This window comes from Microcystis wesenbergii FACHB-1317 (assembly GCF_014696875.1).
In the GTDB taxonomy this organism is placed as follows: domain Bacteria; phylum Cyanobacteriota; class Cyanobacteriia; order Cyanobacteriales; family Microcystaceae; genus Microcystis; species Microcystis wesenbergii_A.
Window position 1 is genome coordinate 1 of sequence record NZ_JACJQV010000142.1, and the last position, 25,630, is coordinate 25,630.

Genomic DNA, 25,630 nt, shown 5'->3' on the forward strand with positions numbered 1-25,630 from the left:
ATCTGTAAGAACTCATGTTTGTTCTTGTGGGTGTGTCTTGGATAGAGACGAAAACGCCGCTATAAACATTCTCGCACGGGCAAATACTGTCGGGCGGACAGAAATTCAAGCCCTCGGACAGACTACCCACTGTCTATTAATGGGACTTAGGCATTTTCGGGCAGCAAAAAAGGCTCAAACCATTACGGGACAAAGGGTTAACCTCGATTTATGATTTTCCTTGATCTATCTGGGTTTCAGCGATTTTGGGCTTCTCGAAGTAAATCCCAAGCAGGGATTGGGGTTGAGGCTTTTCTCGATTTGTTTTTTGTCTAAGTCCCATTAAGTGAAAGCCTAATAGATAAGGTAACTGGATGAACAGGGAATCCTGAAGCGCTTGAGTGCGATGGGAGCGTCAATTTAGGTATCCCGTCGAGTATTTTCGCTAGACTGGAAAATAATGCACCTCGGCTAGACAAAATCCTATGGTAAAGCTGCTCGAAAATCCTCTCCGAGTGGGATTGCGACAAGAAAGAACCCCAGAACCCCTAATTTTAGTCATTTTTGGGGCATCGGGAGACTTAACCCAAAGAAAACTGGTTCCTGCCCTCTATCAACTGAAACGGGAAAGACGACTGCCGGCCGAATTAACCATCGTCGGTACAGCGCGCCGAGAGTGGAGTCATGATTATTTTCGCCAACAGATGCGCCAAGGCATCGAAGAATTTTCCGACGGGATCGGTAGCGAGGAATATTGGCAAGACTTCGCCCAAGGGTTGTACTATTTCCCCGGCAACATGGACGATCCCGAAAGTTACGCCAAAATGAAAGTCTTTCTGGAAGAATTAGACGGAATCCGGGGAACCCGCGGCAATCGAGTCTTTTATCTAGCGGTTTCTCCTAATTTCTTTCCCCCCGGTCTTAAAAACCTCGGGGCGGCGGGAATGCTGAAAGACCCGATTAAACACCGGTTAGTGATCGAAAAACCCTTTGGCAAAGATCTCAGTTCTGCCCAAGTTCTCAATCGAGTCGTACAAGAGGTTTGTCAGGAGAACCAAGTTTATCGCATTGACCACTATTTAGGCAAGGAAACCGTCCAAAACTTACTGGTGTTCCGATTTGCTAACGCCATCTTTGAACCCCTCTGGAATCGTCAATTTATCGATCACGTCCAGATTACCGTGGCCGAAACCGTGGGAGTGGAGGAGCGGGCCGGATATTACGAAAAATCGGGAGCTTTGCGCGATATGGTGCAAAATCACCTGATGCAGTTATTCTGCTTAACGGCGATGGAAGCACCCAACGCTATTAACGCCGATAGTGTCCGCGGCGAAAAAGTCAAAGTCCTGCAAGCGACTCACCTGGCCGATATTAATAACCTAGAAAAATCCGCCATCCGCGGCCAGTATAAAGCCGGTTGGATGAAAGGAAAACCCATTCTGGGCTATCGGGAAGAACCGGGGGTTAATCCAGAATCGACCACTCCCACCTATGTGGCCATGAAATTAATCGTCGATAACTGGCGTTGGCAGGGTGTCCCCTTCTATCTGCGTACGGGTAAACGTCTGCCGAAAAAAGTTTCCGAGATTGCCATCCAATTCCGCCATGTGCCGTTATTAATCTTCCAATCGGCAGCCCAACAAACTAATGCAAATGTACTGAGTCTCCGGATTCAGCCTAACGAAGGTATTGCCCTCCGTTTTGAGGCGAAAATGCCGGGGTCAGAATTACGCACGCGCACGGTAGAAATGGACTTTAGTTATGGTTCCTCCTTCGGTGTTGCCAGCGCTGATGCCTATAATCGGCTACTTTTAGACGCTATGCTAGGAGATCAAACCCTATTTACCCGTTCTGACGAGGTAGAAGAAGCATGGCGCATCGTTACTCCCGCTCTCGCCGCTTGGGACGCTCCCGCCGATCCCGCCTCCGTACCCCAATACGAAGCGGGTACCTGGGAACCCACAGAAGCGGAATTTCTCCTTAACCGCGATGGCCGTCGTTGGCGACGACTTTAAAACAGTGAACAGTAATCAGTAATCAGTGAGCAGTAAACAGTGAGCAGTAAACAGTAAACAGTAATCAGTAAACTAAAAACTCACATCTGATAACTGATAACTCACATCTGATAACTGATAACTGAATCACTGATAACTGATAACTGATAACTGATAACTGGTAACTGATAACTGATAACTGGTAACTGATAACTGATAACTGATAACTGATAACTGACATGACTACCCAAAGCCCCCCCATTGTCTCCCTGCAAGCACCAAAAGATGTTTCCATCGATGTGATCGAGCAGGAACTGCGCGATATCTGGCAATCCTATAATAATAATGAGGATGGGATGGCCGCCACCCGGGCCACCACCTTTAGCTTTATTGTCTATGAACCCGACGCGGTACAGGAATTGTTAACCCTTCTTGGCTATTACACCGGCCCGATTGATGGTATTGCCGGTCCCCGGACCCACGCCGCCATCAAAGTCGCCCAGAAAGACCTAGGACTAGAAGTAACTGGACTTTCTAGCGATGAATTTGTCGTCCGGTTAAGGGCAGCCTGGGAAGCGGAAAAAAACGCCGAGGATGGGGCTAATCATCGTCAATACGCCGCCGATTTGGATGCGATTGGGGTGGCAGATGCGATCGCTGCTTCCAATCCCTGTCGCATTATTACCCTCTGTCCCACCGCCGAGGCCGATGAAGGGGTAAAAGCCTCTGTTTCTGCCTATTGTCCCGTTAACAAACGTAGTCAGAACACCTTAGTTTGCTGTGAATACGTCACTTTAAGCGGTACGGCGGAAGCTTTGGAACGAATTGGCGGCATTATTTCCGAGTTAACTATTCCCAGTTTGCCCAAATTTCTCTGGTGGAAAGCCAGTCCCGATGCGGAATATGGACTATTTAAACGTTTGGCCAGTCAATGTGATACGATTATCGTCGATTCCAGCACTTTTCGGGAACCGGAAACGGAACTGCTGCAAGTGGGGGATTTATTAGCAACAGATGTACCATTAGCTGACCTGAACTGGAGTCGTCTCGCCCCCTGGCAAGAACTAACCGCCGAGGCTTTTGATCCACCGGAGCGCCGGGATGCTATTCTGGAAGTCGATCGCATTACTATTGATTACGAAAAGGGCAATCCTTGCCAAGCTTTTATGTTCCTCGGTTGGATGGCCAGCCGGTTACAATGGCGACCGGTGGGATATACTCACCAGTCGGAAGATTACGCTATTCATCGGATTAGCTTCCTCGGTCAGGACCAGCGTTTAATTGAGGCGGAATTAGCCGGTGTTCCCGTGGCCGATTGGGGTGAAGTACAAGGAGATCTGATTAGTATTAAACTCACTTCTACTAATCTTCAGGCCGATTGTTGCACGGTAATTTGTTCGGGAACTACTGGCTGTATGCGGATGGAAGCTTCGGGAGGGGCCCAATCTTGCCGCATTGAACAAGTGTCCCATCTGGAAGACCAAAAAACAGAAACTCTCCTGGGTAAACAGTTACAGCGTTGGGGCCAGGACGTGCTTTATCAAGAAAGCATGAAAGTCACCGGCGCTATCCTCAAATTATCCCAACCAGATTAACAAATTAGCAACAATAATCCCACCCACTTTCAAGAGACCTTGTTAACAAGGTCTCTCGATATTTATACTAAATTCAGTTATTAAAAATGAGTAGAAAACGGGTTTCTCGGAGAAACCCGTTTTCTGTGCGTTACTCAACGGATTTAGTATTATACAGCAGTCAGCACCTGATTAAAACCGATAATTGTAGCTTTTTGGAAAACAGGTTATCATAAAGACAGAGCTTTGCTTTCAAGGGGGCAATATGGTCGCAACCACTGAGAAACGCTACACAGTCGCAGAATACTTTCAACTAGAGGAAACTGCCACCGACAGACACGAGTATCGAGATGGAGAAATTATTATTATGACCGGGGGAACTCCTAACCATAATCGCATTGCCTTGAATTTCTGTAGAAAATTTCCCTTAACTATCCAGAATCAAGCCTATGATATATTTATCACCGATCTACGCTTGGCAATACCCGCCTATAATGTGTACACCTATCCCGATATTATGATCGTTAAGGGAGAACCAATTCTTGAAAGAGGACGCACCGATACGATTACCAATCCACAGGTGATTATCGAGGTTTTATCAAAATCTACTCAAGACTATAATCGGGGTGATAAGTTTAAGTTTTATCGCTCTCTTAATAGTTTTGAAGAATATATTTTAATCGATCAATATGGTTATTATATCGAACAATTTCATAAAAGAGGCGATCATTGGGCATTTCGGGATTATCACGAGCAAGAAGCGATTTTAACTTTGTTTTCTCTAGATTTTCAAATATCCCTGACAGATTTATATCAGCGGCTGGATTTTACCGCAATTGAAGTATCCTAATGATTCAACTATTTAGGGTTTGCTGAAAAAGTTTTTCGTGGGGACAGGGTGTGACCCCCCCACCCCCCCCGACATCGGGGGGGCAGGTGGGGTGTAGGGTTTTACCGATTCTCATCTGGTCAATTACCTAATTTTAAGAGAAAAAGTCCCAGAATTTTCCCCCTATCTCTCCCACAACTGGTACTTTTTGATTGACAAAAAGTCTAAAAGTCTTACCCAACAAGGTTTTTAGATTTATTCAGCAAGCCCTATTTAGGGTTTGCCGCAAAAGTCCTGGTATGATTAACTCCCAATCCAACTTTAAAAACCCACTCCCTAATTCATAAAAAAAGGTGGGGCAACACCCACCTTGTTTAAACCTGAGATATTAGCGATAATTAGGCTTCATCGAGGGCGGCAATACCGGGTAAAACCTTCCCTTCGAGTAATTCCAAACTAGCGCCACCACCGGTGGAAATATGGCTCATTTTTTCCGCCACTCCCACTTTTTCCACCGCCGCTACCGAGTCACCACCACCGATAATAGTAGTTGTACCAGTAGCGGTTAAATCGGCTAAAGTGTTAGCGATCGCATCTGTACCCGCCGCAAATTTATCGAACTCGAACACCCCCATCGGGCCATTCCAGAGGACAGATTTACAGTTAGATAAAGCTTCTTGGAAAACTTTAACTGATTCAGGGCCGATATCCAATCCCATCCAACCATCGGGAATATTTTCGACGTTGACGATTTGGGAATTGGCATCTTTATCGAATTTATCCGCTAACACCACATCGGTAGGAAGGAGGAATTCCACCCCTTTTTCTTTAGCTTTTGCCTCTAGGGATTTAGCTAACTCTAGTTTGTCTTCTTCCACCAAAGACTTACCAACACTTAAACCGCGGGCCTTGTAGAAAGTAAAGATCATACCGCCACCGATGAGCAGTTTATCGCACTTTTCCAATAAAGTTTCAATCACGCCAATTTTACTAGAAACCTTAGAACCGCCGATAATCGCCGCTAGGGGACGTTGGGGAGTTTCAATAGCTGCTTGTAGGTAGTTTAACTCTTTTTCAATCAAATAACCCGCCACCGAGGGGCTGAGATAGTGGGTAACGCCTTCCGTGGAAGCGTGGGCGCGGTGGGCGGTACCAAAAGCATCATTAACGTATAAATCGGCGTTAGCGGCTAATTTTTTGGCAAAATCGGGATCATTTGCCTCCTCTTCACCGTGGAAACGCAGATTTTCTAAAAGGGCCACTTGACCGTTAGACATTTGACTAATCGCTGCCGTCACTCCCTCACCAATAGAATCGGGACACATGATTACTTCCTGGCCCAATAATTCCGAGAGACGTTTAGCCACAGGAGTCAGACGCAAATTTTCTTTAACTTGACCGTCGGGGCGACCCATGTGGCTGCATAAAATAACCTTAGCCCCTTTTTTGATTAAATCCTCAATAGTTGGTAGTGCCGCCCGAATGCGGGTATCATCGCTGATTGCCCCGGTGGCTTTGTCCATGGGAACGTTAAAATCGACCCGGACTAAGACCCGTTTACCCGCTAAATCAGCCTCTGTTAAATTCGCTACTGTTTTTTTTGGCACAGCCCATAACCTCCTAGATTGCTTACCGTACAATAAAGATTAAATCAGGGTATCGCTACTTGCGGCAATTACTTTGACAAAGATTATTTCAGATTTGGGGATCAGTGTTGCAGTTCTAAGACTGATTTTCCCAGAAAAATTTGATTGGAGAGACTTACTAATTATGTTTGAGACGATTTTATTTCCCATCGACCATAGCCGCGAAAGTCGTGACGCGACCAGTAGTGTGATCGAATTAGTCAAAATCTTTGACAGTCGTTTGGTGCTGTTGTCGGTGGTGGAAACGACACCCGCCGGAGAAATTGCCCCCGACGACAAGATGAATTCGATCGAAGCGGTGGATAGATTGTTACAATCGGCGCAAGCGATTTTTGCCCAAGCTGGCATCAATGCCGAAATGATTGAAAGGGAGGGAATACCTTCTTTTGTCATCTGTGATGTGGCCGATGAAGTTAATGCCGACCTGATCGTTATGGGTTGTCGCGGTTTAGGATTAACCAGCGAAGGCGTGTCCGAAAGCGTCACCACCAAAGTTATTAACCTTGCCCCCTGTCCAGTGTTGATTATCCCTTAATCAGTGATCAGTTATCAGTGAGCAGTTATCAGTTATCAGTGAGCAGTTATAGCGTTTCCCAAGCTAGTGAGGTACACCTATTTTTCTTCCCTTTTGCCTCTTGCATGAGTGCATGAGTGCCTAAAACCCATAACTTTTGTAGCTCAGCAGACTGAAAAACGCTATATCATACTAAATCCAGTTATTAAAGACTGATTATCTATTCCTCCTTTTGCTCCTTGCCCCTTGCCTCTTGCCTATCCTGATATGTAGCCTATACTCAACGGATTTAGTATCAGATGTGAGTTTTCAGTTCACTGATTACTGTTTACTGTTTACTGGACGGCTACGCCGTGCCTTTGGCAACACTGAAACAAAGCTCCCCACTCCTGTCTCCTGAGAGAAATGTAACGAATTGTGAGAGTTTCAGCCGTCAACCCTTGAAAACTCGATCGATGGGGTTGCTTGAAGTAATTCTTAGGCCTAAAGTGTAATCTTAAAGTTTTATGATCAATTTTCCTGTTGATCGGAAAAAGGAGAACTCAAACACAATGGCTGAAACTGGATACAAACAGGTGGTGACACCCTACAATGATGATCCGTTCATTGGTCATCTAGCTACCCCCATTTCCGCTTCTGGTTTTACCAAAGCTTTTATTGGTAACTTACCTGCCTATCGTCCCGGTCTAGCTCCGATTCTGCGCGGTCTAGAAGTGGGTATGGCCCACGGTTATTTCCTCGGTGGTCCCTGGGTTGTCCTGGGTCCCTTGAGAGACTCGGAATATGCCAATCTCGGCGGCTTAATCCCCGCTTTGGCCATGGTTCTCTTGGCTACGGGTTGTTTAGCTAGTTATGGTCTTGTCTCCTTCCAAGGTAAGGCCGCTACTGGTGATCCTCTGCAATCGGCCGAGGGTTGGAGTCAATTCGCTGCTGGTTTCTTTATTGGTGGTATGGGTGGCGCTTTTGTTGCCTATTTCCTCCTAGAAAATCTTGGTGTCGTTGATGGCATCATGCGCGGGGTTTTTAATCAATAATTAACCCTGGTTCTACCTGATTATCATTTCCTTATTTTTTTACTAGGAGCATTTGACATGACTGGTGCCTACGCAGCTTCTTATCTGCCTTGGATTTTAATCCCGATCGTCTGTTGGTTAATGCCAGCCGTAGTGATGGGTTTGTTATTTATCTATATCGAAAGTGAATCCTAATTTAGCCTAGGATTCCTACAATTCAGGACTTGAAAATTAGCTATTTGATAGTTAGTTTTCAAGTCCTATTTTCTGAGGAAAAAAGAAAAAATTGACCAGATGAAAATGGGTAAAACCCCACACCCCACACCCCCCCGATGTCGGGGGGGGTTGGGGGGGTCACACCCTACCCGCACCGAAAAACTTTTTGCCGCAAACCCTACTTATAAAGCGGTTAGATAGCGGATTTTTTCCAACAATAGGGAGGGTTGAATCGGTTTGAGCAGATAGTCGTCAATGCCATGAAGACCGAGAAAATTAACGCTGATTTCAGGGGTATCATTTAAGATTAGCACTTTACTGGCTTGAGTTTGGCTAGATTTTTTTAAGAGATGACAGAGATGATATATATCGGGCATTTTCCGATCGACAATTATAATACTTGGCTGCACGATCTCAATTTTTTTGATAGCGGAGACACTATCGATTAACCAAATAACTTGATAATGTGCCACCATCAATAACTCACAAATAAGATTGGCGATTTCTTCGTCACTTTCAATTAAAACTATAGTGGGATGGTGGTGATTAAAATGGGGATTATGCTCTGAGGGTTGGGGTTGAGATTTGGATGGGTTTTGTTGAGGTAAACGGACGGTAAAGATGGAACCTTTATCTAAGCAAGATTCTACCTCGATCGTGCCGCAATGGAGTTCCACTAATTGTTTAGTTAAAGCCAATCCTAATCCCACACCACCATAACGACGTTTGCGGGAGCCATCCAATTGGGTAAATTTTTCAAACAGAAGCGGTATTTTTTGAGCAGGAATGCCGATGCCCGTGTCCTCTACCTGAAAAATGACCTGACTGTCTTCTTTCCACAGTCTCAGCGTGACAGCACCCTGTTCGGGGGTAAATTTTAGGGCATTTTTTAACAAGTATAAAAGTATCTGCTGAACTCGATCATAATCGGCGTAAAAATAATGCTCTTTTTCGGCAATTTTCATCTCTAAAATTAGATTAATTTCTTTAATTTCTGCCTCCGTTTTGATAATTTCTAAAACATGATTACAGAGGTATTTTAGCGAAAATTGTTTAATATCTAAAACGGCTTTTCCTGCCGAAACTTGGGAGAAATTAAGCAAGTCATTGATTAATTCTAATAGTTTATTGCCGTTATCCTGAATAACTTTTAGATATTGTTTTTGTTTGTCGGGAGGTAAAAAATTACTAGCTGCCGAGCATTTTTGCAGGGTACTGGACAAACCGATAATACAAGTTAGGGGAGTTAATAACTCATGACTCATATTATTTAAAAATTCACTTTTGCAGAGGTTAGCGGCTTCCGCGGCCATTAAAGTATCTTGTAATTCTTGGGTTCTTTCTATTACCCGGCGTTCAAAAATATCTTTTTGTTCCTGTACTTGAGAATATAATTGCGCTTGATAGATAGCGATGGCGAGATGTTCACCAATCTGACCTAAAAATTTCTTTTCCTGCGGCAACCATTGGCGTTTTTGTTGACATTGATGGGCAATTAATAAACCCCACAATTCTTCTTGTACCACAATCGGGGCGATTAATTTTGATTGCACTTGGTGTTGTCGCAAAAATTCCGACAAACAGAAGGAAGAAGAATAGTTAACATCCACATCATCCACGGCCAGAATTAATCCTTGACGATACTTTTCCTTGTATTGGGGAATATAGGAAAAACAATCGTCTTCGGGGGTTAAATTTAACACGGAATTTATCTGGTCGGAAATGCGCGACTCGGAAGTTATTTTTCCCTTTCCCTCACCAGTACCAGGGAAAAATTGATAAATTAACAATCTGTCCACTTGCAGAAATTCCCGCGCTTCCCTGACCACGGTTTCCAGAATCACCGGTAACTCCAGACTCTGACGCATTTGGGTGATGACTTGGTTTAATAATCTTTCCTGTTGGATTTGTTGGGATAGGGCCGCTTCTACCGGTTGACAAACGGAGAAGATGCGGGGACAACCCCCCTCAGCAGCCGGAGAAGAAATTATCGAGAGAATTTTGACTAAAATTTTATTTTGAAAACTGCTGACATTATTGGATAGAGGCAAATTTAAAATTTGATAACCCTGCTCAATTTTCGGGTGGTGAAGAGACTTGACGGCCAGTCCTTGCAGAAAACTTTTAATCGTGTTCGCTTCAAAACTAATGCGGACTTCGTACTCAAAGTTATGTGCTTGGGGACTGGCTAACAATAAAGCTTGTAGGTCAGTGGAAAGCAAGAGTTGATAGATTTCCCCCGTCTGTGGGGGAATATCTCTTTCACTGAGACTAATCCTCGGCCCTGTTACCTGTATTGCCAACTGTCCCCACCAAGAACGAATTTGTTCGAGGTGAGTAGATGACAACACTTGACAGCAAACATAAGCGGGAGCAGCATTCATTTATCAGTTATCAGTTATCAGTTATCAGTTATCAGTGATCAGTTATCAGTTATCAGAAGGCAGGAGGCAGGAGGAGATAGGGTGATAGGGTGATAGGGTGTTAGGGTTTTGGGGTTTTAGGGTTTTAGGGTTTTAGGGTTTTGGGGTTTTAGTTGAAATTCCCCCACTTCCCCACTTCCCCACTTCCCCACTTCCCCACTTCCCCACTTCCCACTTCCCCACTTCCCCACTTCCCCACTTCCCCACTTCCCCACTTCCCCAAACCCCAGTTATCAGTAAGGGGACTGGGGTTGGGGTTTTAGTGAAGATTTTTCTTAATCCCTATCCCCTAACACCTATTCCCTGTTCTTTAAATTGCCGCAGACAGATATAATCATCTCTATCTACCTAGGAATGATCCCTCGATCGAGACCCTGATTCTCAAAACCTAATCATTATTTAACCTAACTCTCAAAATTTATGCATCGTATTGCTCCCCAAGCGGGTGGTTGGACAGCAGATACCGAAGGGGTGATTATTATTGACCAAAATCCGGCCCCGATTGTTCTCCTCACCATGGCTGATACCGATATTCAAACTCTAGCGGCAGCTATCGACCATCTACCGGATAATTTTCCCGCAATTCGCGCCCTCAATTTATCCCAGTTACAACAGCAATACAGTATCGATAACTATGGGGACAAGGTACTATCCCAAGCAAGGGTGATTATTCTTCGCTTATTGGGGGGACGGGGGAGTTGGTCCTACGGGTTGGAAGTAGTTAAGGAAATTGTCGAGGAAACTGGTGCGACTTTATTTGTCCTCCCGGGAGAGGATAAACCGGATTTAGAGTTGATGAGTCATTCCACTGCTTCCCTGACTACTGTTAATCAGTTATGGTGCTATTTCACGGAAGCAGGGATAGATAACTGGATTAATGCTGCTAAATTTATCGCGCATACCTGTCTCCATCTCGACTATCCTCCCTCTCCTCCTAGGGTTGTCCCTAGGTTGGGAATCTATTCCCAGATAACCCTACCCCAACCCCAAGCACGGACTTGGATACTTTTCTATCGTTCCCATTATCTCGCGGGTAACACCAAAGCTATCGATGCTTTAATCAGCGCTTTCACCCAAAGAAATATTGAAACTGTCCCTATCTTTCTCTCCTCTCTGCGGGAAATCGAAGTGCAAGAGGAACTATTAACCCTCTTTTCCCACCATCCCCCAGACTTAATTCTCGATACCACTAGCTTCTCTATCCAACGACCAGAAGACAAACAAAATCATCACTTCTGGCAGTCCCTCAATAAACCCATCTTCCAAGTTATCCTCAGCAGCAGCAGTTTAGAAGCTTATCAACAGGGCTATCAAGGTCTTTCCCCCCGGGATGTGGCCATGAATATCGCTTTACCGGAAATGGATGGCAAAATTATCACCCGCGCTATTTCCTTTAAATCTGTCCTCACCCGACATCCCAAACTAGAAACGGAAATAGTTATCTATCAACCCCTCCCCCACCGGGTTGATTTTGTCGCTGATTTAACCGCAAACTATTGTCAACTCTCCTCCCTTCCCAACTCCCAGAAAAAAATTGCTCTCATTTTCCCCAACTATCCCAATAAGGATGGTCGTATCGCTAACGGAGTCGGTTTAGATACTCCCGCTAGTGGTTTGGAAATTCTTCGCGCACTACAAACCCAAGGTTATACCCTCACCGACCTCCCCGACCATAGCGATGAATTAATGCGATTGCTGATTTCCGGTATCACTAATGACCTGGAAACAAGGGAATTAAAACCTATCTATCAATCTCTCTCCCTAGAAGCATATCTAGATTATTTCTCCTCCCTTCCCCCCGATAATCAAAGCGCTATGCTTGACCGTTGGGGACATCCAGACAAGGATTTTCCTATCCCGGGCCTCCAGTTAGGTAATGTCTTTATCGGTATTCAACCTTCTCGCGGTTATGACCTTGACCCGACTCTTAATTATCATTCCCCCGACCTGGAACCTACCCACAGCTATCTCGCTTTTTACCATTGGTTACGACAGGAATTCCAAGTCACTGCTGTGATTAATCTCGGTAAACACGGCAATTTAGAATGGCTACCGGGGAAAAGTCTCGCTCTTTCTCCCCATTGTTATCCCGAAATCGCTTTCTCGTCGCTGCCGAATTTTTATCCTTTTATTGTCAATGACCCCGGAGAAGGTTCCAACGCTAAAAGACGTTCCCAAGCTGTTATCATCGACCATCTCACTCCCCCGATGACGCGAGCGGAATTGTATGGGGATTGGGAAAAGTTAGAGTCTCTCATCGATGAATATTATCAGGCAGAATCTCTTGATCCTTCTCGTTTAGCTCTGATTCGCGAGCGGATTAACGACCTGGTGGCGAAAACTAATCTCGATCGAGAGCTAGGCACGACCAGCACTTCCTTTGGTCAATTTCTCACCGTCGTGGATGGTTATCTCTGTGAACTCAAGGAAGCACAAATCCGCGACGGTTTACATATCTTCGGTCAATGTCCCCAGGGTCAGCAGTTAATTGATTTAATCCAATCGATCGCTCGTTCTCCCAGTCCCGACCGCCCCGGTTTAACCCGTTCCCTTGCCCTTGACCTCCATCTCGACTGCGACCCCCTGACGGAATATAACGATACTACTACTTATCTGGAAGGTCTCGCTCAGGATTTAATTAGCCAGAAAATTGAACCTGTAGGCGAAAATACGGCAAAAGAATTGGTTTGGCTAGAAAATCAGTTAATTCCTGCTTTAAAACAAACCCCCGATGAACTTATCTATCTCTTAAAAGGTCTCGCTGGCCAATACGTCCCCAGTGGTGCTTCCGGCGCTCCTACCCGCGGCCGTCCTGATGTTCTCCCCACCGGCAGAAATTTCTATTCCGTCGATACCCGCGCAATCCCCACAGAAACCGCGTGGGAAGTGGGAAGAAAGGCCGCAGAGGCACTAATTGAACGTTATACCCAAGAAAATGGCGAATATCCCCGCACTTTGGCGATTTCTATCTGGGGAACTTCGACGATGAGAAATAGTGGCGAAGATGTGGCCGAAGCCATGGCTTTACTGGGAATTCGTCCCCTTTGGGATGGTTTTTTCCGTCGGGTGGTCGGGTTTGAAATCCTTACCCCGTCTAGCTTAGGCCGTCCTCGCATTGATGTGACTGTTCGGGTATCGGGCTTTTTTAGGGACAGTTTCCCCAGCATACTACATCTTCTTAATTCTGGCATAAATGCGGTAGCTTGTCAAGAGGAAGAGGAAAAAATTAATCCTTTAGCGGCGAAAGTGAAGACAGAGAGGGAGTTTTGGCTAAGTCAGGGCTTAGGAGAAAAAGAGGCGAAACTGAGAGCTACTGCCAGAATCTTTGGCTGCAAACCGGGTGCTTACGGGGCCGGTTTACAGGGGTTAATCGAGTCACAAAACTGGCAAAATGATCAAGACTTAGCTAATGCTTATATTAACTGGAGTTGTTATGCCTATGATAGTCAAGGAACTGCCCATTCTTTACCGGAAGTATTGAGAAATAGACTGCAAGAATTAGAGATAGTGCTGCACAATCAGGACAATCGAGAACACGATATTTTCGACTCCGATGACTACTATCAATTTCAAGGCGGCTTAACTGCCAGTGTCCGGGCTTTAACCGGCAAAAATCCCGTCACCTATTTTGGTGATCATTCCCGACCGGAAAATCCCCGCATCAGAACCCTAGAGGAAGAAATTCGCCGCGTTTACCGCTCGCGAGTGGTTAATCCCAAATGGATAGCGGGAGTGATGCGACACGGCTATAAAGGTGCTTTCGAGATGGCTGCGACCGTAGATTATATTTTTGCCTACTCTGCCACTACTCATCTGGTGGAGGATTTTATCTATCAGGGGGTAGCCGAAGCTTATTTATTTGACCACAAGGTACAACAATTTATTCAGGAGAAAAACCCCTGGGCATTGCGAGACATGGCCGAAAGATTGTTAGAAGCTCAACAACGGGGATTATGGACCCAGGTGGACCAGAAAACTTTAGATCGATTGAGGGCAATTGTCCATGAGGCCGAAGGAGCGATCGAATCGGGTCAGTAATTAGACCTCTTGTAAAAATCAAAAATCTTCCGTTAGAACGTAGGTTGGGTTGAAGCATGAAACCCAACGCCTGCATGGGTTACGCTACCGCTAACCCATCCTACAAATAATTGTGTCTCCCTACTTAGAATCAGTCTATACTATATATTCTCCGGGGAGAAATTGCTTAGATTACTTTAGTAATGAGAAACGGGACTAAATAATGGCCGGAATTGAGGGATTGAGGATTAAAAATTATCGAGCGCTCAAGGATATAACTCTGGGCAAGTTATGGAATACTCAAAATCGAGATTCTCTGACACCAATGACGGCCGTTATCGGCAAAAATGGTGTGGGAAAAAGCACACTTTTTGATGCGTTCGGTTTTTTATCTGATTGTCTTAAAGGAGGAGTAGAAGAAGCTTGTGATGTGCGAGGTCGGGGCGGGTTTGAGCGTCTTCGTTGCCAAGGTCAGGAAGGAAGCATTGAATTTCAGATTTACTATAAAGAAGATTACAATTCCCGACCAATTACCTATGAGTTAGCTATTGATCTAGATACCGATAATAGACCTTATGTAAAAAAAGAAAGACTCAGACAGAGAAGAAAAGGTCAAAAGACCGGATGGCCTTTTTCATTTTTACTCCTCGATGAGGGGAAAGGAATCGTCTGGAAAGGAGAAGAAGAAGGGAAACAAGTAGAAGAAGGTCAAGACCATTTTGATTTACTTAAGTTAATAGAAAAAATTAAACGAGGAGATTATGAGGATGGGGGAGAGTTAGTGGAACTGAATGATAAGCGCAAACTAGGAATTGCTACGTTAGGTTCTCTCAAACCGCATCCGAGAATTTCCCTATTTCGGAGATTTATTGAGGGATGGTATCTCAGCTATTTTACTCCCGATGCGGCCAGAAGTTTGCCCCTAGCCGGACCCCAGAAACATTTGAATATCCATGGAGATAATCTCGGTAATGTGGTGCAGTTTATGGAAAGAGAGCATTCCCAGAAATTTCAGAATATACTTAATAGTATTTCTCGTAAGATACCGGGTATAGAAAAAATTAGCACCGAAAAAAGTCCCGATAATCGACTACTATTAAAATTTAATGATCGGGGATTCCAAGACCCATTTTATGTACAGCAAATGTCCGATGGTACTTTAAAAGTATTCGCCTATCTCTTACTGTTAGAAGACCCTTCTCCACCGCCATTTATCTGTATTGAAGAGCCAGAAAACGGCTTATACCATAAACTATTAGAAACCTTGGCTCAAGAATTTAGAAAACACGCCACAGGACAGAGAGGACGTTCTCAAATTTTTATCACCACTCATCAACCTTATTTTGTTGATGCTCTCCAGCCGGAAGAAGTTTGGATTCTGGAAAAAGGTGATGATGGGTTTTCTCGGATTAAACGGGCTAGTGACAATCCCTTAATCAAGAATCTCGTCTCAGAAGGATTGCCCCTTGGTAGTCTTTGGTATAGTGATTACTTAGATGAGAGATAAGGTCATGCACTTTGAAATTTTGGTCGAGGATTTGTCGGGAAAAAAAGCACTTGATATTCTAATTCCTAAGATTATTGACATGAATGCAGGTCATACATTTAGGGTTCATTCCTATAAAGGCAGTGGTCATATTCCCAGAGACTTACAGTCTGTTTCCGATCCTAGTAAACGGATTCTTCTTGAGCGACTACCTAAACTGATTCAAGGATATGATAAAACTTTTTCTAGTTACCCTGATAATTATGCTGCTGTACTGATTGTGGTTTGCGATCTGGATAATCGATGTTTTCGAGAATTTCGACAGTAATTAGGCAATTGTCTGGAAAAATCTGCGATCCAATCCCCAATTTACTTCTGTATTGCTGTTGAAGAAGGAGAAGCTTGGTATTTAGGTGATATTAATGCCATAAAAATTGCTTATCCCCAGGCCAAAAGTGCTATCTTGGATTCCTATATTAATGATAGTATCTGTGGTACTTGGGAAAAACTGGCAGATGCTATATACAGAGGTGGAGCGAAACAATTATCTAAGTTAGGTGGAGCTTCTGTGGGTCAAGAGAAAACAGTCTGGGCAGAAAATATTTCTCCTCAGATGAATGTGGATATTAATCGATCGCCCAGCTTTGGCTATTTTCGGGATAAACTACGTCATCTCAGTAACGAAGAATCAACAACTTTAGTACAGCCTTTCTCCTAAAGATGAAATGTAACCTAATTTGGTATTAACGACCGACTCCCCAAAACGAAAACTTTCTATCTCACCATTCAGATAACTGCTGTGGGTGCTTAAAACTCAAATCTGATAACTTACAGAGGAATGTAGCGAAATATACGGAGCGATCGAACCAATTTGTAATATATGTGGCCTATAAAATAGAATGATGCGAGCGTTGTCCATACTTGCATCGGGAGGGAACCGTGACGACTTTTCTGGCTTCGCTCAATTTACTGCTTTCTGATTCTCCCGCTGCTAATTTTCAGACTGGAGAACGAACTTTTCCGGCATTCTACTCGACTCTTGCTCCTGCTGCCCTAGCAGATTTAGTTTTTTCTCGTTACGAGATTGATGTACCGAAAAATTGTCAATTTTGGCATCGGGGTTTAAGTGATGTGTATCTCCTCGAAACCCTGACAACTCCCTACATTTTGCGCGTGTCTCACTGCCATTGGCGCAGCAAAATGGAAATCGACTTCGAGTTAGAATTATTAGATTATCTCGATCGCTCTCAGGTTCCCGTCGCCGCACCAATTCGCAGCAAAAACGGTGATTTATCCCTAGAAATTAATGCTCCGGAAGGGAAACGTTACGCCGTCCTTTTTCCCTATGCTCCTGGGGGAATTGCTATTGGGGATATAGATATAGAACAAGCCTATCATTTAGGCGCGATCGTGGCTAATTTACATCGGGTGACAGCAGATTTTCAACCCCTAGCCTATCGTCATCCCCTCAACCTCAAATATCTTCTCGACGATTCCCTGCAAATTATCGCACCTTTTCTGCACCAACGACCGAGCGACCTAGACTGTGTTTTAGAAACCATTGGGGAAATAGAGGAAGAAACCGCTAAATTACCGACAGAATCTCCCTATTGGAGCATTTGTTGGGGCGATCCTCATAGTGGTAATGTGCATATCACCCCTGATAATCAGATGACCCTCTTTGATTTCGATCAGTGCGGTTATGGTTGGCGAGTTTTTGATATCGCTAAATTTCTGCAAGTTTCCCTACAATCCGGCTTAAATCGCCGGGTTCGCCACGGTTTTATCCAAGGCTACGAGCAAACAGTGCCTTTAACTGATGGTGAATTATCTTGTCTTCAGTATCTCACCCAAGCGGCCTATATTTGGTCTTGGTCAATTAGCTTAAATAACCTGCGTTTAACCGATTATAGTCGTCTCTGTGCTAATTATTTTAGTAGCCGTTTGGCCATTCTCAAACGTTTAAGAACCCAAGAATGGGAATTATTCTAAAGCAGCCTTAATCCTGTTGGTGACAGCCGGCCCTAACTAACCAAGATCAACTTTCTTGCTGGTCAATGGCCAAACGAGGTATCGATCCCTGTATGCTGGTAAGTATAGATAATCGCTAGGTAAAGACTTTCTTCTCCATCTGCCAAAAGTGAAGCAAGCTTTACCGCTTTTGAATACTCTCTCACAGGCTCACAGACAGATGGTTATTATGTCCAGAAGAAAGAAGAAGTTTCCCTGTGGTCACAAGGGTTATGGCCAAGTCTGCCATCATTGCGCTCAACTAGATGCCGCTTGGGAAGAAAGAAAACGTCAAAAAAATGCTTGGGAAGCCACTTTTTCCCAGGATCCGATCGATCTGCGGGAATTACCGAAAAATGTGGTACTTAAAGCTAGGGAAATCCTGCAAGGATTGCAAGATCACCGCAATTATCGAGATTTCCACGGTAAACGATTGCGACACGATCGCTTTATTATCAGTATCCCCGTTACCCGCAATTATCGCCTCATCTGTCGCGACCACGGCAATCTCCTCGTCCCAGAAGCGGTTATCTCTCACGAAGATTATAATGTTTGTAAACCGGGTAGGTGAAGCTAATCTTTAGTTCGCTTGGGAAGATTTATCGCTGTTTATATCTTCCCAATCCGGCAGCCAATTTTCATCGAGAATCTCCTCTAGATTAGCTAACACTTCCCCGGGGAAAATACTGGCATCTAATTGGGTGATATCAATAATTATCTCCCGAGCATCGCTGTAACATTCCTCAAGTATCTCGGATAAATAGGGTTTGAGACTGGGACTATCTCTCAGTAATTTCTTGATTTGTTTCCGAAAGGTTCTAATTTCCCCTTTCCATGCTGCTTGATTATAATCCCGTTGGGATTGCCAGTAAGTTAACTTCAGTAAATGTTCTAAAAGTCGAGTTAATAAACTTTCTAATGCTCGTCGATTATTTTTACCCAAATCTGCCAACTCCTCTAATAAATTCTGCCAATCTACCGCTTGAAAATCCCCCCGACGCAATTGGTTGATAGTGTTTTCTAACCAAAGTTGATAATCGCTATCGTAGAGATTTGGGATGGTAATATTCATGATTTTTTACTCCTTAATTGCACTTTTCAGAATTATTGCTGATAGCTTCCCAATCCGGCAGCCAATTTTGATCGAGAATCTCCTCTAGACTAGCTAACACTTCCAGAGGGAAAATACTGGCATCTAATTCGGTTTCGTCAATAAGCAGATTGCGAGCATCGAGATAACATTCCTGCAAAATTTCCTTTAAATAGGACTTTAAACTGGGACTATCTTTGAGAATTTTTTTGATCTGAATCCGAAAATTGCGAATTTCTTTTTTCCATGCTGCTTGATTATAATCTCGTTGGGATTGCCAGTAAGTTAACTTCAGTAAATGTTCTAGGAGTCGAGTTAATAAACTTTCTACTGCTCGTCGTTCACTTTTACCCAAATCTGCCAACTCCTCTAATAAATTCTGCCAATCTACCGCTTGAAAATCCCCCCGACGCAATTGGTTGATAGTGTTTTCTAACCAAAGTTGATAATCGCTATCGTAGAGATTTGGGATGGTAATATTCATGATTTTTTACTCCTTAATTGCACTTTTCAGAATTATTGCTGATAGCTTCCCAATCCGGCAGCCAATTTTGATCGAGAATCTCCTCTAGACTAGCTAACACTTCCAGAGGGAAAATACTGGCATCTAATTCGGTTTCGTCAATAAGCAGATTGCGAGCATCGAGATAACATTTTGCTAAAATTTCCCTTAAATAGGACTTTAAACTGGGACTATCTGCTAAAAGATCAGCAATTTGTAGGCGAAAATTTCTAATTTCTTTTTTCCATCCCGCTTGGTTGTAATCTCGTTGGGATTGCCAGTAGGTTAACTTCAGTAAATGTTCTAGAAGTCGAGTTAAGAGACTCTTAAGCGCTCGTCGATTATTTTTTCCCAAATCTGCCAACTCCTCTAATAAATTCTGCCAATCTACTGCCTGAAAATCCCCCCGACGCAATTGGTTGATAGTGTTTTCTAACCAAAGTTGATAATCGCTATCGTAGAGAGTTGGGATGGTAATATTCATCATTTTTAAAATGGGTAAAAATCAGGAGTTAAGCTGCCGGTGTCCAAAGTATAGAAGAAATTTGGGGCTAATCAATCAGCTAGTTTTGCCGGTTTAGCCGAATTATCCTCTCGATCACATCTAACCGCGAAAAAAATCGCCAAAAAGAGTGATAATAAACCTAGCTACTCCCAGAGTAACAAGGAAAGCCCGATGGTGAAAACAGTCATAGGTGTCGATTTAGGTGGAACCGCTATTAAAATTGGTAAATTTGACCAAGAGGGCAATTGTCTCGAATCTCTCAGCTTGCCCACTCCCCAACCCGCTACACCCAAAGAAGTCGCTCTTACCATACATCAAGGCATTTGTCAAGTAAATTTAGATAAAAATTGTCAAGCCATCGGTGTGGGAACGCCAGGACCGGCGGATGCTCAGGGGAGAATTGCCAAAATAGCGATTAATTTGGCAGGATGGCGGGATATTCCCCTCGCCGATTGGTTAGAAGAAAGTACGGGAATGCCGACAATTTTAGCCAATGATGCCAATTGTGCCGGTTTGGGGGAAGCTTGGTTAGGAGCGGGCAAACGGTTTCAAAACTTGATCCTGTTGACCTTGGGGACGGGAGTAGGAGGGGCAATTATTCTCGATGGTAACTTATTTGTGGGCAGCAAGGGAACAGCCGCCGAATTAGGCTTAATAACCCTCAATTTTGACGGTCCATTGTGCAATAGCGGTAATCAGGGTTCCTTAGAACAATACGCCTCCCTGCAAGCTATTCGCCGGATGACTGGCAAAGAACCGAAGCAATTGGCGGAATTGGCCGAAAAAGGCGATCAAGGGGCTTTACAATTCTGGCAGGGTTACGGTTGTTTACTGGGTGCTGGTATCGCCAGTTTACTCTATGTTCTCACCCCAGAGGCGGTAATTATCGGCGGCGGCATTAGCGCCAGTGCTAAGTTTTTCTTTCCCTCTCTCCTCACAGAAATCGAAAGACGGGTTTTACCTAGTTCCAGAGAAGGATTAGAGGTATTAACGGCCGAGTTAGGTAATCGCGCCGGGATGGTGGGGGCTGCTAAATTAGCTTGGCAATTAGTGGACCTGCGCGGGGAGTCTATTATGGCTGGGTCTGACTAAAATTGTCTGACTTGAAAGAGGGTGTAGGGTGTGGGGTGTAGGGAAAGAAACCTCTTTCATCTGTGGGGGTGAAAATTTTTTCCTCAGGACTGAGTTAATCGTGAATGATTAAATGGCGATCGCAATCGCTGCTCACGGCTCCCTGACGCTGAAATTCGCCTAACAAACGCGTCACCGTTACCCTCGTGGTACCGATAGCATTGGCGAGATTTTGATGGGTTAAACGGATCTTTAAACGACTGCCTTGGGCGATTGGTTCCCCCATTTCCCGCTTTAATAACTGTAGTAACTGCTGAAGACGTTCCTCGACTCGTTTGAGTCCTGCGATCGCAAGAAGCGATTCCGTTTGTTGTTGACGACGGATCATTTGATTTAACATCATCCTGGTTAATTCCACCGAATTTTCCACTTCGGCGATCGTGTACCATTTTAGGTACAGTTCCGACAAGGCTCTGGCGTGATAGGATTCTAGATGGGTCAAATTTAAGCCGAAAAAGTGGGATGAATGAACCCAGCCTAGTAAAATTTCCTCTCCACTCTCAGATACTTGACTTAGTTGGGCCATACCCCGATAAACTTGCCAGACTCCATCAACCACCAGAGGAATACTTTCCCCGCGATCATAAAAATGCAGCCGACGACTTTCGCTATAGTCTTCTCGGAAGGGTGAGGCGTCGGGATTATAGGTGAGCAACATGATCGAAGTTCTCCTAGGTGAAGGGATAGCAGTTTTAACCCCACTTTACTGTATCAAGGTAAACATTAGGTAATCCCCAGATTAACAGTGATCAGTGATCCCTAAGCCGATGTAAGCCTTTTTTCTGCTCTGGATCAGCAAGACCGCTGACCACTACTAGCGAATCCCTCATCGAATCCCTAGCAAATGCCTTAAAAACCACTAAATCCCCTGACACCTAGATAGACTTCCCTCCAGTGGGTACGACGATAATCTGGGTTAAAAGAACAGTCCACATAATTAACGACATTGGGTAATTCTTGCCCAGGAATTTCCTGTTTGAGAAACCTTAATAATTTGTTTTCCCAATCCCTAGAATAATCGCGGATAATTGGATGTTTGCTCACCAGTGGTTGGTATTGATTCTCATCGGGATCGACGATAATATCAAGATTGAGCATTCCTCAAGGACAGATCAATATTTCTGGGACGGCAATTTGAAATTATCCTGCTAATTTTACCTGTTTAAGCACGACAATAAAATGACCCCCTTCAGGAATTTTATAGGGAATTTGACTTCTGTTGATCATGGGCTTCACTTCCAGATTGTAACTGCAACCTAAACCTTCTTCTCGGCTGATTTCTTCCTATTGCTGATCAGGATGGGGAACGTATAGGGTAAATTGATAGGAGTCCTGTCAAGGGTTGCCGATCGCTTCTTCGTGTTCTTCTTGATAATCGTGGTAAACTTTGCCTAGTTCTTGACCTACATGGCTATCTTGATCGCACATATTGCCCAGGAACCTATTAATGACTCCCTGCTCAAATCTTGTCTCTCCTAATACATTCATTTTCTCTCATTTCCTCCGCCTAATTAGTATCATTCAAATATGGGTAAATTAGTATTTATGTCAAGTTTTTAACAATTTTTTTGGGGGAAAAACCTTAAATTATTTTAAGTAATTTGTCCGTTGATGACAATCTATGTCAAAATGGGAGATACTCCTCGTAAAAAGGAAAATTTCTGCTACCGATGGGAATGTTAATGATGAGCGGATTTGAGTTAAGGGTTGCTGCTTCAGTGATCACTAAAAAAAAGCTGGTCAACCTTCAGCTAATTTCTCTGCTTTTTTATCCATGAAAACTTAATTATTTACCCAATCTAATTGCCATGTATGAGAGTCTATGAATCGATTTACATCAAATCAAATTGTTAGTTTATCCTGTCAAAATAGCCAGCTATACGGAGAAGTAATTCAGGTGATCGAAAGTCGTTCGGCTCTTTGGGTGCGTCCTCTTTGGTTAATTGTGTCCGATAATTTTGAGACAATTGATGTGCGGGAAGGTTCCGATTTAATCCTGCCGATGGACTTATTTAAACCCGCCTTAGATACGGAAGTTTTACCCCTATTTTCCCAAGTTATCAAAGATAATTATATCACTAATATTTCCTATCCTCTCCAGGAATTTGTGCAGAAAGTTTGTCAAAATTATCCCGAATATTTTCAAAAAATCTATGATTGATGAAGGTTACGTTAAATATAATTGTACTTGGATTCCTGACCGTCCCTTAGTAAGTTCAGAGATTGCCGAATTAAATTATTGGCGCAATCGCCTCTATCGACTGGGATTAATCGGTCAATACGATAACGGAATCGGTTTTGGGAATGTGAGTAAACGAGGAAAAATAGACAAAGAAATTATTATTTCTGGCACTAACACCGGGGGAATACCAGTATTAAATGAATCCCATTACACCACAGTTATAGACTACGATTGGAGAGAAAATCGGGTCACTTGTCGGGGAACAATCGCCGCTTCTTCAGAAACTCTCACCCATGCAGCGATTTATGAAGCGAATCCCCAGATTAATGGGGTGATTCATATTCATCATCGCCCCCTGTGGCAAAATTTGATGTATCGCGTGCCGACTACTCAAGAAAATATTGCCTATGGAACCCCAGAAATGGCCGCAGAAATTATCCGTTTATGTCAAGAAGAGCGTCTAGAGGAGCAACAAATTTTAGTGATGAGTGGTCATGAGGAAGGAATTATCGCCTTTGGGCAAAATTTAGCAAAAGCGGGTAATTTACTATTAGCCTATTACCAGCAATCTCAATCATCTTGAAAGTGACCTCCCCTTCAACTCAGCGCCAGGGAGACAAAAGTGGTTTTAATTTAGTCGTTTTTATGTTAACTTGTTTTGTAGATTTTCGCCTTTGAGGAATGCCATCGTGATCGACACCTTCCATCATCTATTTGTCTCGAGCGACTTTTCGCCTCTCACCAATGTCTTGATGACTATTTCGGAGCAAGACGTGGATATCATCGGGAATGTCCAGAAAGCCTTCTCAAATTTCGTCAAAACTGGGCAAGCATGGGCATTATTAATCGGTTTGATTGTCGGTTATATGTTTCGAGGTTTTACTTCTTATTAGCTTTTCGCCTATCGGTATTCAGCCAGAGCGAGCAATTCTTGCTATTCTTATGTTTGTAGGGTTGGAGATTTTTCTAACCTGAAGCGGTAATGCTATCAGCGCCGGATTATTCCCCAAAATTGTCCAGCATATTTTAGTTAACTTTATCCACAATCATCTAACGAAAACAGTGACAGCAAAGAAAACTTGGAGCGATCGCTTTGAAGGTAGTCTCCATCCTACGATCGTAGAATTTAACGCTAGTATTGGCTTTGATATCGAATTAATCGAGTATGATCTCACTGGATCTATCGCTCACGCCAAAATGCTCGCCCATACGGGTATTATCACCCCCGAAGAAGCAGATAGTCTCGTCTCTGGATTGGAACAAATTCGTCAAGAATACCGCACCGGCAACTTTAAACCCGGCATCGATCAAGAGGACGTGCATTTTGCCGTGGAACGTCGTTTAACCGAGATTGTGGGAGATGTGGGCAAAAAACTGCACACGGCCCGTTCACGGAATGATCAGGTAGGAACGGATATACGTCTGTATCTTAGACAACAAATTGATGATATTAGGCAAGAAATTCGCAATTTTCAGCAAGCTTTAGTCAATCACGCTGAAAACCATCTGGAAACCCTGATCCCCGGTTATACCCACCTACAGCGCGCTCAACCGATTAGTTTAGCCCATCATCTCCTCGCTTATTTTCAAATGGCCGAACGGGATCACCAAAGATTAGGGCAAATTCGCGCCAGGACTAATATTTCGCCCCTAGGATGTGGCGCTTTAGCGGGGACCACTTTTCCGATTGATCGTCATTACAGCGCCAATTTACTCGATTTTGAGCAGGTGTATAACAATAGTCTCGATGGAGTTAGCGATCGAGATTTTGCCATTGAATTTATGACGGCCGCTAGTCTGATTATGGTCCACCTGAGCCGTCTGAGCGAAGAAATGATTCTCTGGTCTTCCCAAGAATTTAGTTTTATCACTCTCACCGATAGTTGTGCCACGGGATCTAGCATTATGCCCCAGAAAAAAAATCCCGACGTTCCCGAATTGGTGCGCGGCAAAACAGGGCGGGTTTTTGGGCATTTACAGGCGTTATTGACCTTAATGAAGGGTTTACCCCTAGCTTATAACAAAGACTTGCAGGAGGACAAGGAAGCGTTATTTGATGGCGTTAAAACCGTGCGGATTTGTTTGCAAGCGATGACGGTACTTTTAGCCACCGGAATTCAATTTAAAACCGACCGATTAGCTAATGCGGTGGCGGAAGATTTTTCTAATGCGACGGATGTGGCGGATTATTTAGCCAGTAAGGGGATTCCCTTCCGAGAAGCTTATAATTTAGTCGGGAAAGTGGTTAAAAGCAGTTTGGCAGCGGGTAAGTTATTGAAAGATTTAACCCTGACGGAATGGCAAGAATTACATCCAGCTTTTCAGGCCGATATCTACGACGCGATCGCTCCTCGTCAGGTGGTAGCGGCCCGTAATAGCTATGGTGGCACAGGTTTTGAACAAGTGCGATCGGCTTTAATTCAAGCTAAAGCCATTCTCGATCATGATTGATATTGTTGGGGGTTTTGGGTTTTGGGGTATTAGTTAAAATTTCCCTATCTCTCTATCTCCCTATCTCC

23 protein-coding genes and 2 pseudogenes are annotated in these 25,630 nt (G+C 43.9%); 17 read left to right on the forward strand and 8 right to left on the reverse strand.

Features of this window, described 5'->3' with window-relative positions:
- The 4 genes and pseudogenes from H6F92_RS25985 to H6F92_RS12180 all read left to right on the forward strand — a co-directional run.
- Positions 1-214: pseudogene (locus tag H6F92_RS25985) on the forward strand (hypothetical protein); the annotation flags it as partial.
- Between the two features lie 250 nt (positions 215-464).
- The gene (zwf, locus tag H6F92_RS12170) at positions 465-1,994 is read left to right on the forward strand and encodes a glucose-6-phosphate dehydrogenase (protein ID WP_190358030.1); all 1,530 of its coding nucleotides are present in this window, start codon (positions 465-467) and stop codon (positions 1,992-1,994) included.
- A 218-nt stretch (positions 1,995-2,212) separates the two neighbouring features.
- Positions 2,213-3,568, forward strand: a complete 1,356-nt coding sequence (gene opcA / locus H6F92_RS12175) for a glucose-6-phosphate dehydrogenase assembly protein OpcA (protein ID WP_190358031.1) — start codon at positions 2,213-2,215, stop codon at positions 3,566-3,568.
- Between the two features lie 244 nt (positions 3,569-3,812).
- Positions 3,813-4,397, forward strand: a complete 585-nt coding sequence (locus H6F92_RS12180; protein WP_190358032.1) for a Uma2 family endonuclease — start codon at positions 3,813-3,815, stop codon at positions 4,395-4,397.
- A 377-nt stretch (positions 4,398-4,774) separates the two neighbouring features.
- Here H6F92_RS12180 and H6F92_RS12185 read toward each other — a convergent pair whose 3' ends face one another.
- On the reverse strand, positions 4,775-5,983 hold the full coding sequence (locus tag H6F92_RS12185) for a phosphoglycerate kinase (protein WP_190358033.1): 1,209 nt from the start codon (positions 5,981-5,983) through the stop codon (positions 4,775-4,777).
- Positions 5,984-6,146: 163 nt separating this feature from the next.
- Here H6F92_RS12185 and H6F92_RS12190 point away from each other — a divergent pair, with 163 nt between their 5' ends.
- The 3 genes from H6F92_RS12190 (at position 6,147) to H6F92_RS12200 (ending at position 7,744) form a co-directional block, all read left to right on the forward strand.
- Positions 6,147-6,557, forward strand: coding sequence for a universal stress protein (locus H6F92_RS12190; protein WP_190358034.1), 411 nt, complete (start codon positions 6,147-6,149; stop codon positions 6,555-6,557).
- A gap of 530 nt (positions 6,558-7,087) precedes the next feature.
- The gene (locus H6F92_RS12195) at positions 7,088-7,570 is read left to right on the forward strand and encodes a photosystem I reaction center protein subunit XI (RefSeq protein ID WP_190358035.1); all 483 of its coding nucleotides are present in this window, start codon (positions 7,088-7,090) and stop codon (positions 7,568-7,570) included.
- A gap of 57 nt (positions 7,571-7,627) precedes the next feature.
- Positions 7,628-7,744 carry a photosystem I reaction center subunit VIII gene (locus tag H6F92_RS12200; RefSeq protein WP_002737043.1) on the forward strand — a complete coding sequence of 39 codons (117 nt, stop codon included), beginning with the start codon at positions 7,628-7,630 and terminating at the stop codon, positions 7,742-7,744.
- Positions 7,745-7,947: 203 nt separating this feature from the next.
- Here the strand turns inward: H6F92_RS12200 and H6F92_RS12205 are convergent, their stop codons facing one another.
- The gene (locus H6F92_RS12205; protein ID WP_190358036.1) at positions 7,948-10,149 is read right to left on the reverse strand and encodes an ATP-binding protein; all 2,202 of its coding nucleotides are present in this window, start codon (positions 10,147-10,149) and stop codon (positions 7,948-7,950) included.
- A gap of 459 nt (positions 10,150-10,608) precedes the next feature.
- On the opposite strand from H6F92_RS12205, the gene cobN reads away from it, so the two are divergent.
- From cobN to H6F92_RS12235, 5 genes and pseudogenes are all read left to right on the forward strand, one after another.
- Complete coding sequence (gene cobN, locus H6F92_RS12210; RefSeq protein ID WP_190358037.1) at positions 10,609-14,226, forward strand: cobaltochelatase subunit CobN; 3,618 nt, start codon at positions 10,609-10,611, stop codon at positions 14,224-14,226.
- 202 nt (positions 14,227-14,428) lie between these two features.
- Entirely contained in the window at positions 14,429-15,712 is a 1,284-nt protein-coding gene (locus H6F92_RS12215) for an AAA family ATPase (RefSeq protein WP_190358038.1), read from the forward strand.
- A 4-nt stretch (positions 15,713-15,716) separates the two neighbouring features.
- A pseudogene (locus H6F92_RS26780) lies at positions 15,717-16,409 on the forward strand (DUF4276 family protein).
- Between the two features lie 221 nt (positions 16,410-16,630).
- Entirely contained in the window at positions 16,631-17,683 is a 1,053-nt protein-coding gene (locus H6F92_RS12230; RefSeq protein WP_190358041.1) for a phosphotransferase enzyme family protein, read from the forward strand.
- 208 nt (positions 17,684-17,891) lie between these two features.
- Entirely contained in the window at positions 17,892-18,272 is a 381-nt protein-coding gene (locus H6F92_RS12235; RefSeq protein ID WP_002735921.1) for a DUF7682 family zinc-binding protein, read from the forward strand.
- A 9-nt stretch (positions 18,273-18,281) separates the two neighbouring features.
- Here H6F92_RS12235 and H6F92_RS12240 read toward each other — a convergent pair whose 3' ends face one another.
- From H6F92_RS12240 to H6F92_RS12250, 3 genes are read right to left on the reverse strand one after another with little or no spacing between them, the layout of a single operon-like run.
- Complete coding sequence (locus H6F92_RS12240; RefSeq protein WP_190358042.1) at positions 18,282-18,773, reverse strand: DUF29 domain-containing protein; 492 nt, start codon at positions 18,771-18,773, stop codon at positions 18,282-18,284.
- Between the two features lie 13 nt (positions 18,774-18,786).
- Positions 18,787-19,275 carry a DUF29 domain-containing protein gene (locus H6F92_RS12245; protein WP_190358043.1) on the reverse strand — a complete coding sequence of 163 codons (489 nt, stop codon included), beginning with the start codon at positions 19,273-19,275 and terminating at the stop codon, positions 18,787-18,789.
- Between the two features lie 13 nt (positions 19,276-19,288).
- Positions 19,289-19,780: a DUF29 domain-containing protein gene (locus H6F92_RS12250; protein WP_190358044.1), complete on the reverse strand. Its 492-nt coding sequence runs from the start codon at positions 19,778-19,780 to the stop codon at positions 19,289-19,291.
- A 189-nt stretch (positions 19,781-19,969) separates the two neighbouring features.
- Between H6F92_RS12250 and H6F92_RS12255 the strand changes: the two genes are divergently transcribed.
- Positions 19,970-20,890, forward strand: coding sequence for an ROK family protein (locus tag H6F92_RS12255; RefSeq protein WP_190358045.1), 921 nt, complete (start codon positions 19,970-19,972; stop codon positions 20,888-20,890).
- A 94-nt stretch (positions 20,891-20,984) separates the two neighbouring features.
- Here the strand turns inward: H6F92_RS12255 and H6F92_RS12260 are convergent, their stop codons facing one another.
- The 3 genes from H6F92_RS12260 to H6F92_RS25995 all read right to left on the reverse strand — a co-directional run bounded on the left by H6F92_RS12260 (position 20,985) and on the right by H6F92_RS25995 (position 22,417).
- Positions 20,985-21,587 carry a Crp/Fnr family transcriptional regulator gene (locus tag H6F92_RS12260; protein ID WP_190358046.1) on the reverse strand — a complete coding sequence of 201 codons (603 nt, stop codon included), beginning with the start codon at positions 21,585-21,587 and terminating at the stop codon, positions 20,985-20,987.
- Positions 21,588-21,778: 191 nt separating this feature from the next.
- Entirely contained in the window at positions 21,779-22,027 is a 249-nt protein-coding gene (locus H6F92_RS25990; protein WP_242030110.1) for a hypothetical protein, read from the reverse strand.
- 237 nt (positions 22,028-22,264) lie between these two features.
- The gene (locus H6F92_RS25995) at positions 22,265-22,417 is read right to left on the reverse strand and encodes a hypothetical protein (protein WP_242030111.1); all 153 of its coding nucleotides are present in this window, start codon (positions 22,415-22,417) and stop codon (positions 22,265-22,267) included.
- Positions 22,418-22,751: 334 nt separating this feature from the next.
- Between H6F92_RS25995 and H6F92_RS12270 the strand changes: the two genes are divergently transcribed.
- From H6F92_RS12270 to argH, 4 genes are all read left to right on the forward strand, one after another.
- Positions 22,752-23,090, forward strand: coding sequence for a hypothetical protein (locus H6F92_RS12270; protein ID WP_190358047.1), 339 nt, complete (start codon positions 22,752-22,754; stop codon positions 23,088-23,090).
- Positions 23,083-23,694: a class II aldolase/adducin family protein gene (locus tag H6F92_RS12275; RefSeq protein ID WP_190358048.1), complete on the forward strand. Its 612-nt coding sequence runs from the start codon at positions 23,083-23,085 to the stop codon at positions 23,692-23,694. The genes H6F92_RS12270 and H6F92_RS12275 overlap by 8 nt, the downstream gene beginning before the upstream one ends.
- A 106-nt stretch (positions 23,695-23,800) precedes the next feature.
- Positions 23,801-24,004, forward strand: coding sequence for a hypothetical protein (locus H6F92_RS12280; RefSeq protein ID WP_190358049.1), 204 nt, complete (start codon positions 23,801-23,803; stop codon positions 24,002-24,004).
- A gap of 169 nt (positions 24,005-24,173) precedes the next feature.
- Positions 24,174-25,562, forward strand: a complete 1,389-nt coding sequence (gene argH / locus H6F92_RS12285; RefSeq protein ID WP_190358050.1) for an argininosuccinate lyase — start codon at positions 24,174-24,176, stop codon at positions 25,560-25,562.
- Positions 25,563-25,630 lie beyond the last annotated feature (68 nt).

Bases quoted from the DNA above. Each gene is read 5' to 3' on its own strand.
- zwf (WP_190358030.1), top strand. From the start codon at position 465: ATGGTAAAGCTGCTCGAAAATCCTCTCCGAGTGGGATTGCGACAAGAA.
- opcA (WP_190358031.1), top strand. From the start codon at position 2,213: ATGACTACCCAAAGCCCCCCCATTGTCTCCCTGCAAGCACCAAAAGAT.
- H6F92_RS12180 (WP_190358032.1), top strand. From the start codon at position 3,813: ATGGTCGCAACCACTGAGAAACGCTACACAGTCGCAGAATACTTTCAA.
- H6F92_RS12190 (WP_190358034.1), top strand. From the start codon at position 6,147: ATGTTTGAGACGATTTTATTTCCCATCGACCATAGCCGCGAAAGTCGT.
- H6F92_RS12195 (WP_190358035.1), top strand. From the start codon at position 7,088: ATGGCTGAAACTGGATACAAACAGGTGGTGACACCCTACAATGATGAT.
- H6F92_RS12200 (WP_002737043.1), top strand. From the start codon at position 7,628: ATGACTGGTGCCTACGCAGCTTCTTATCTGCCTTGGATTTTAATCCCG.
- H6F92_RS12205 (WP_190358036.1), bottom strand. From the start codon at position 10,149: ATGAATGCTGCTCCCGCTTATGTTTGCTGTCAAGTGTTGTCATCTACT.
- cobN (WP_190358037.1), top strand. From the start codon at position 10,609: ATGCATCGTATTGCTCCCCAAGCGGGTGGTTGGACAGCAGATACCGAA.
- H6F92_RS12215 (WP_190358038.1), top strand. From the start codon at position 14,429: ATGGCCGGAATTGAGGGATTGAGGATTAAAAATTATCGAGCGCTCAAG.
- H6F92_RS12235 (WP_002735921.1), top strand. From the start codon at position 17,892: ATGTCCAGAAGAAAGAAGAAGTTTCCCTGTGGTCACAAGGGTTATGGC.
- H6F92_RS12240 (WP_190358042.1), bottom strand. From the start codon at position 18,773: ATGAATATTACCATCCCAAATCTCTACGATAGCGATTATCAACTTTGG.
- H6F92_RS12245 (WP_190358043.1), bottom strand. From the start codon at position 19,275: ATGAATATTACCATCCCAAATCTCTACGATAGCGATTATCAACTTTGG.
- H6F92_RS12250 (WP_190358044.1), bottom strand. From the start codon at position 19,780: ATGATGAATATTACCATCCCAACTCTCTACGATAGCGATTATCAACTT.
- H6F92_RS12255 (WP_190358045.1), top strand. From the start codon at position 19,970: ATGGTGAAAACAGTCATAGGTGTCGATTTAGGTGGAACCGCTATTAAA.
- H6F92_RS12260 (WP_190358046.1), bottom strand. From the start codon at position 21,587: ATGTTGCTCACCTATAATCCCGACGCCTCACCCTTCCGAGAAGACTAT.
- H6F92_RS25990 (WP_242030110.1), bottom strand. From the start codon at position 22,027: ATGCTCAATCTTGATATTATCGTCGATCCCGATGAGAATCAATACCAA.
- H6F92_RS25995 (WP_242030111.1), bottom strand. From the start codon at position 22,417: ATGAATGTATTAGGAGAGACAAGATTTGAGCAGGGAGTCATTAATAGG.
- H6F92_RS12270 (WP_190358047.1), top strand. From the start codon at position 22,752: ATGAATCGATTTACATCAAATCAAATTGTTAGTTTATCCTGTCAAAAT.
- H6F92_RS12275 (WP_190358048.1), top strand. From the start codon at position 23,083: ATGATTGATGAAGGTTACGTTAAATATAATTGTACTTGGATTCCTGAC.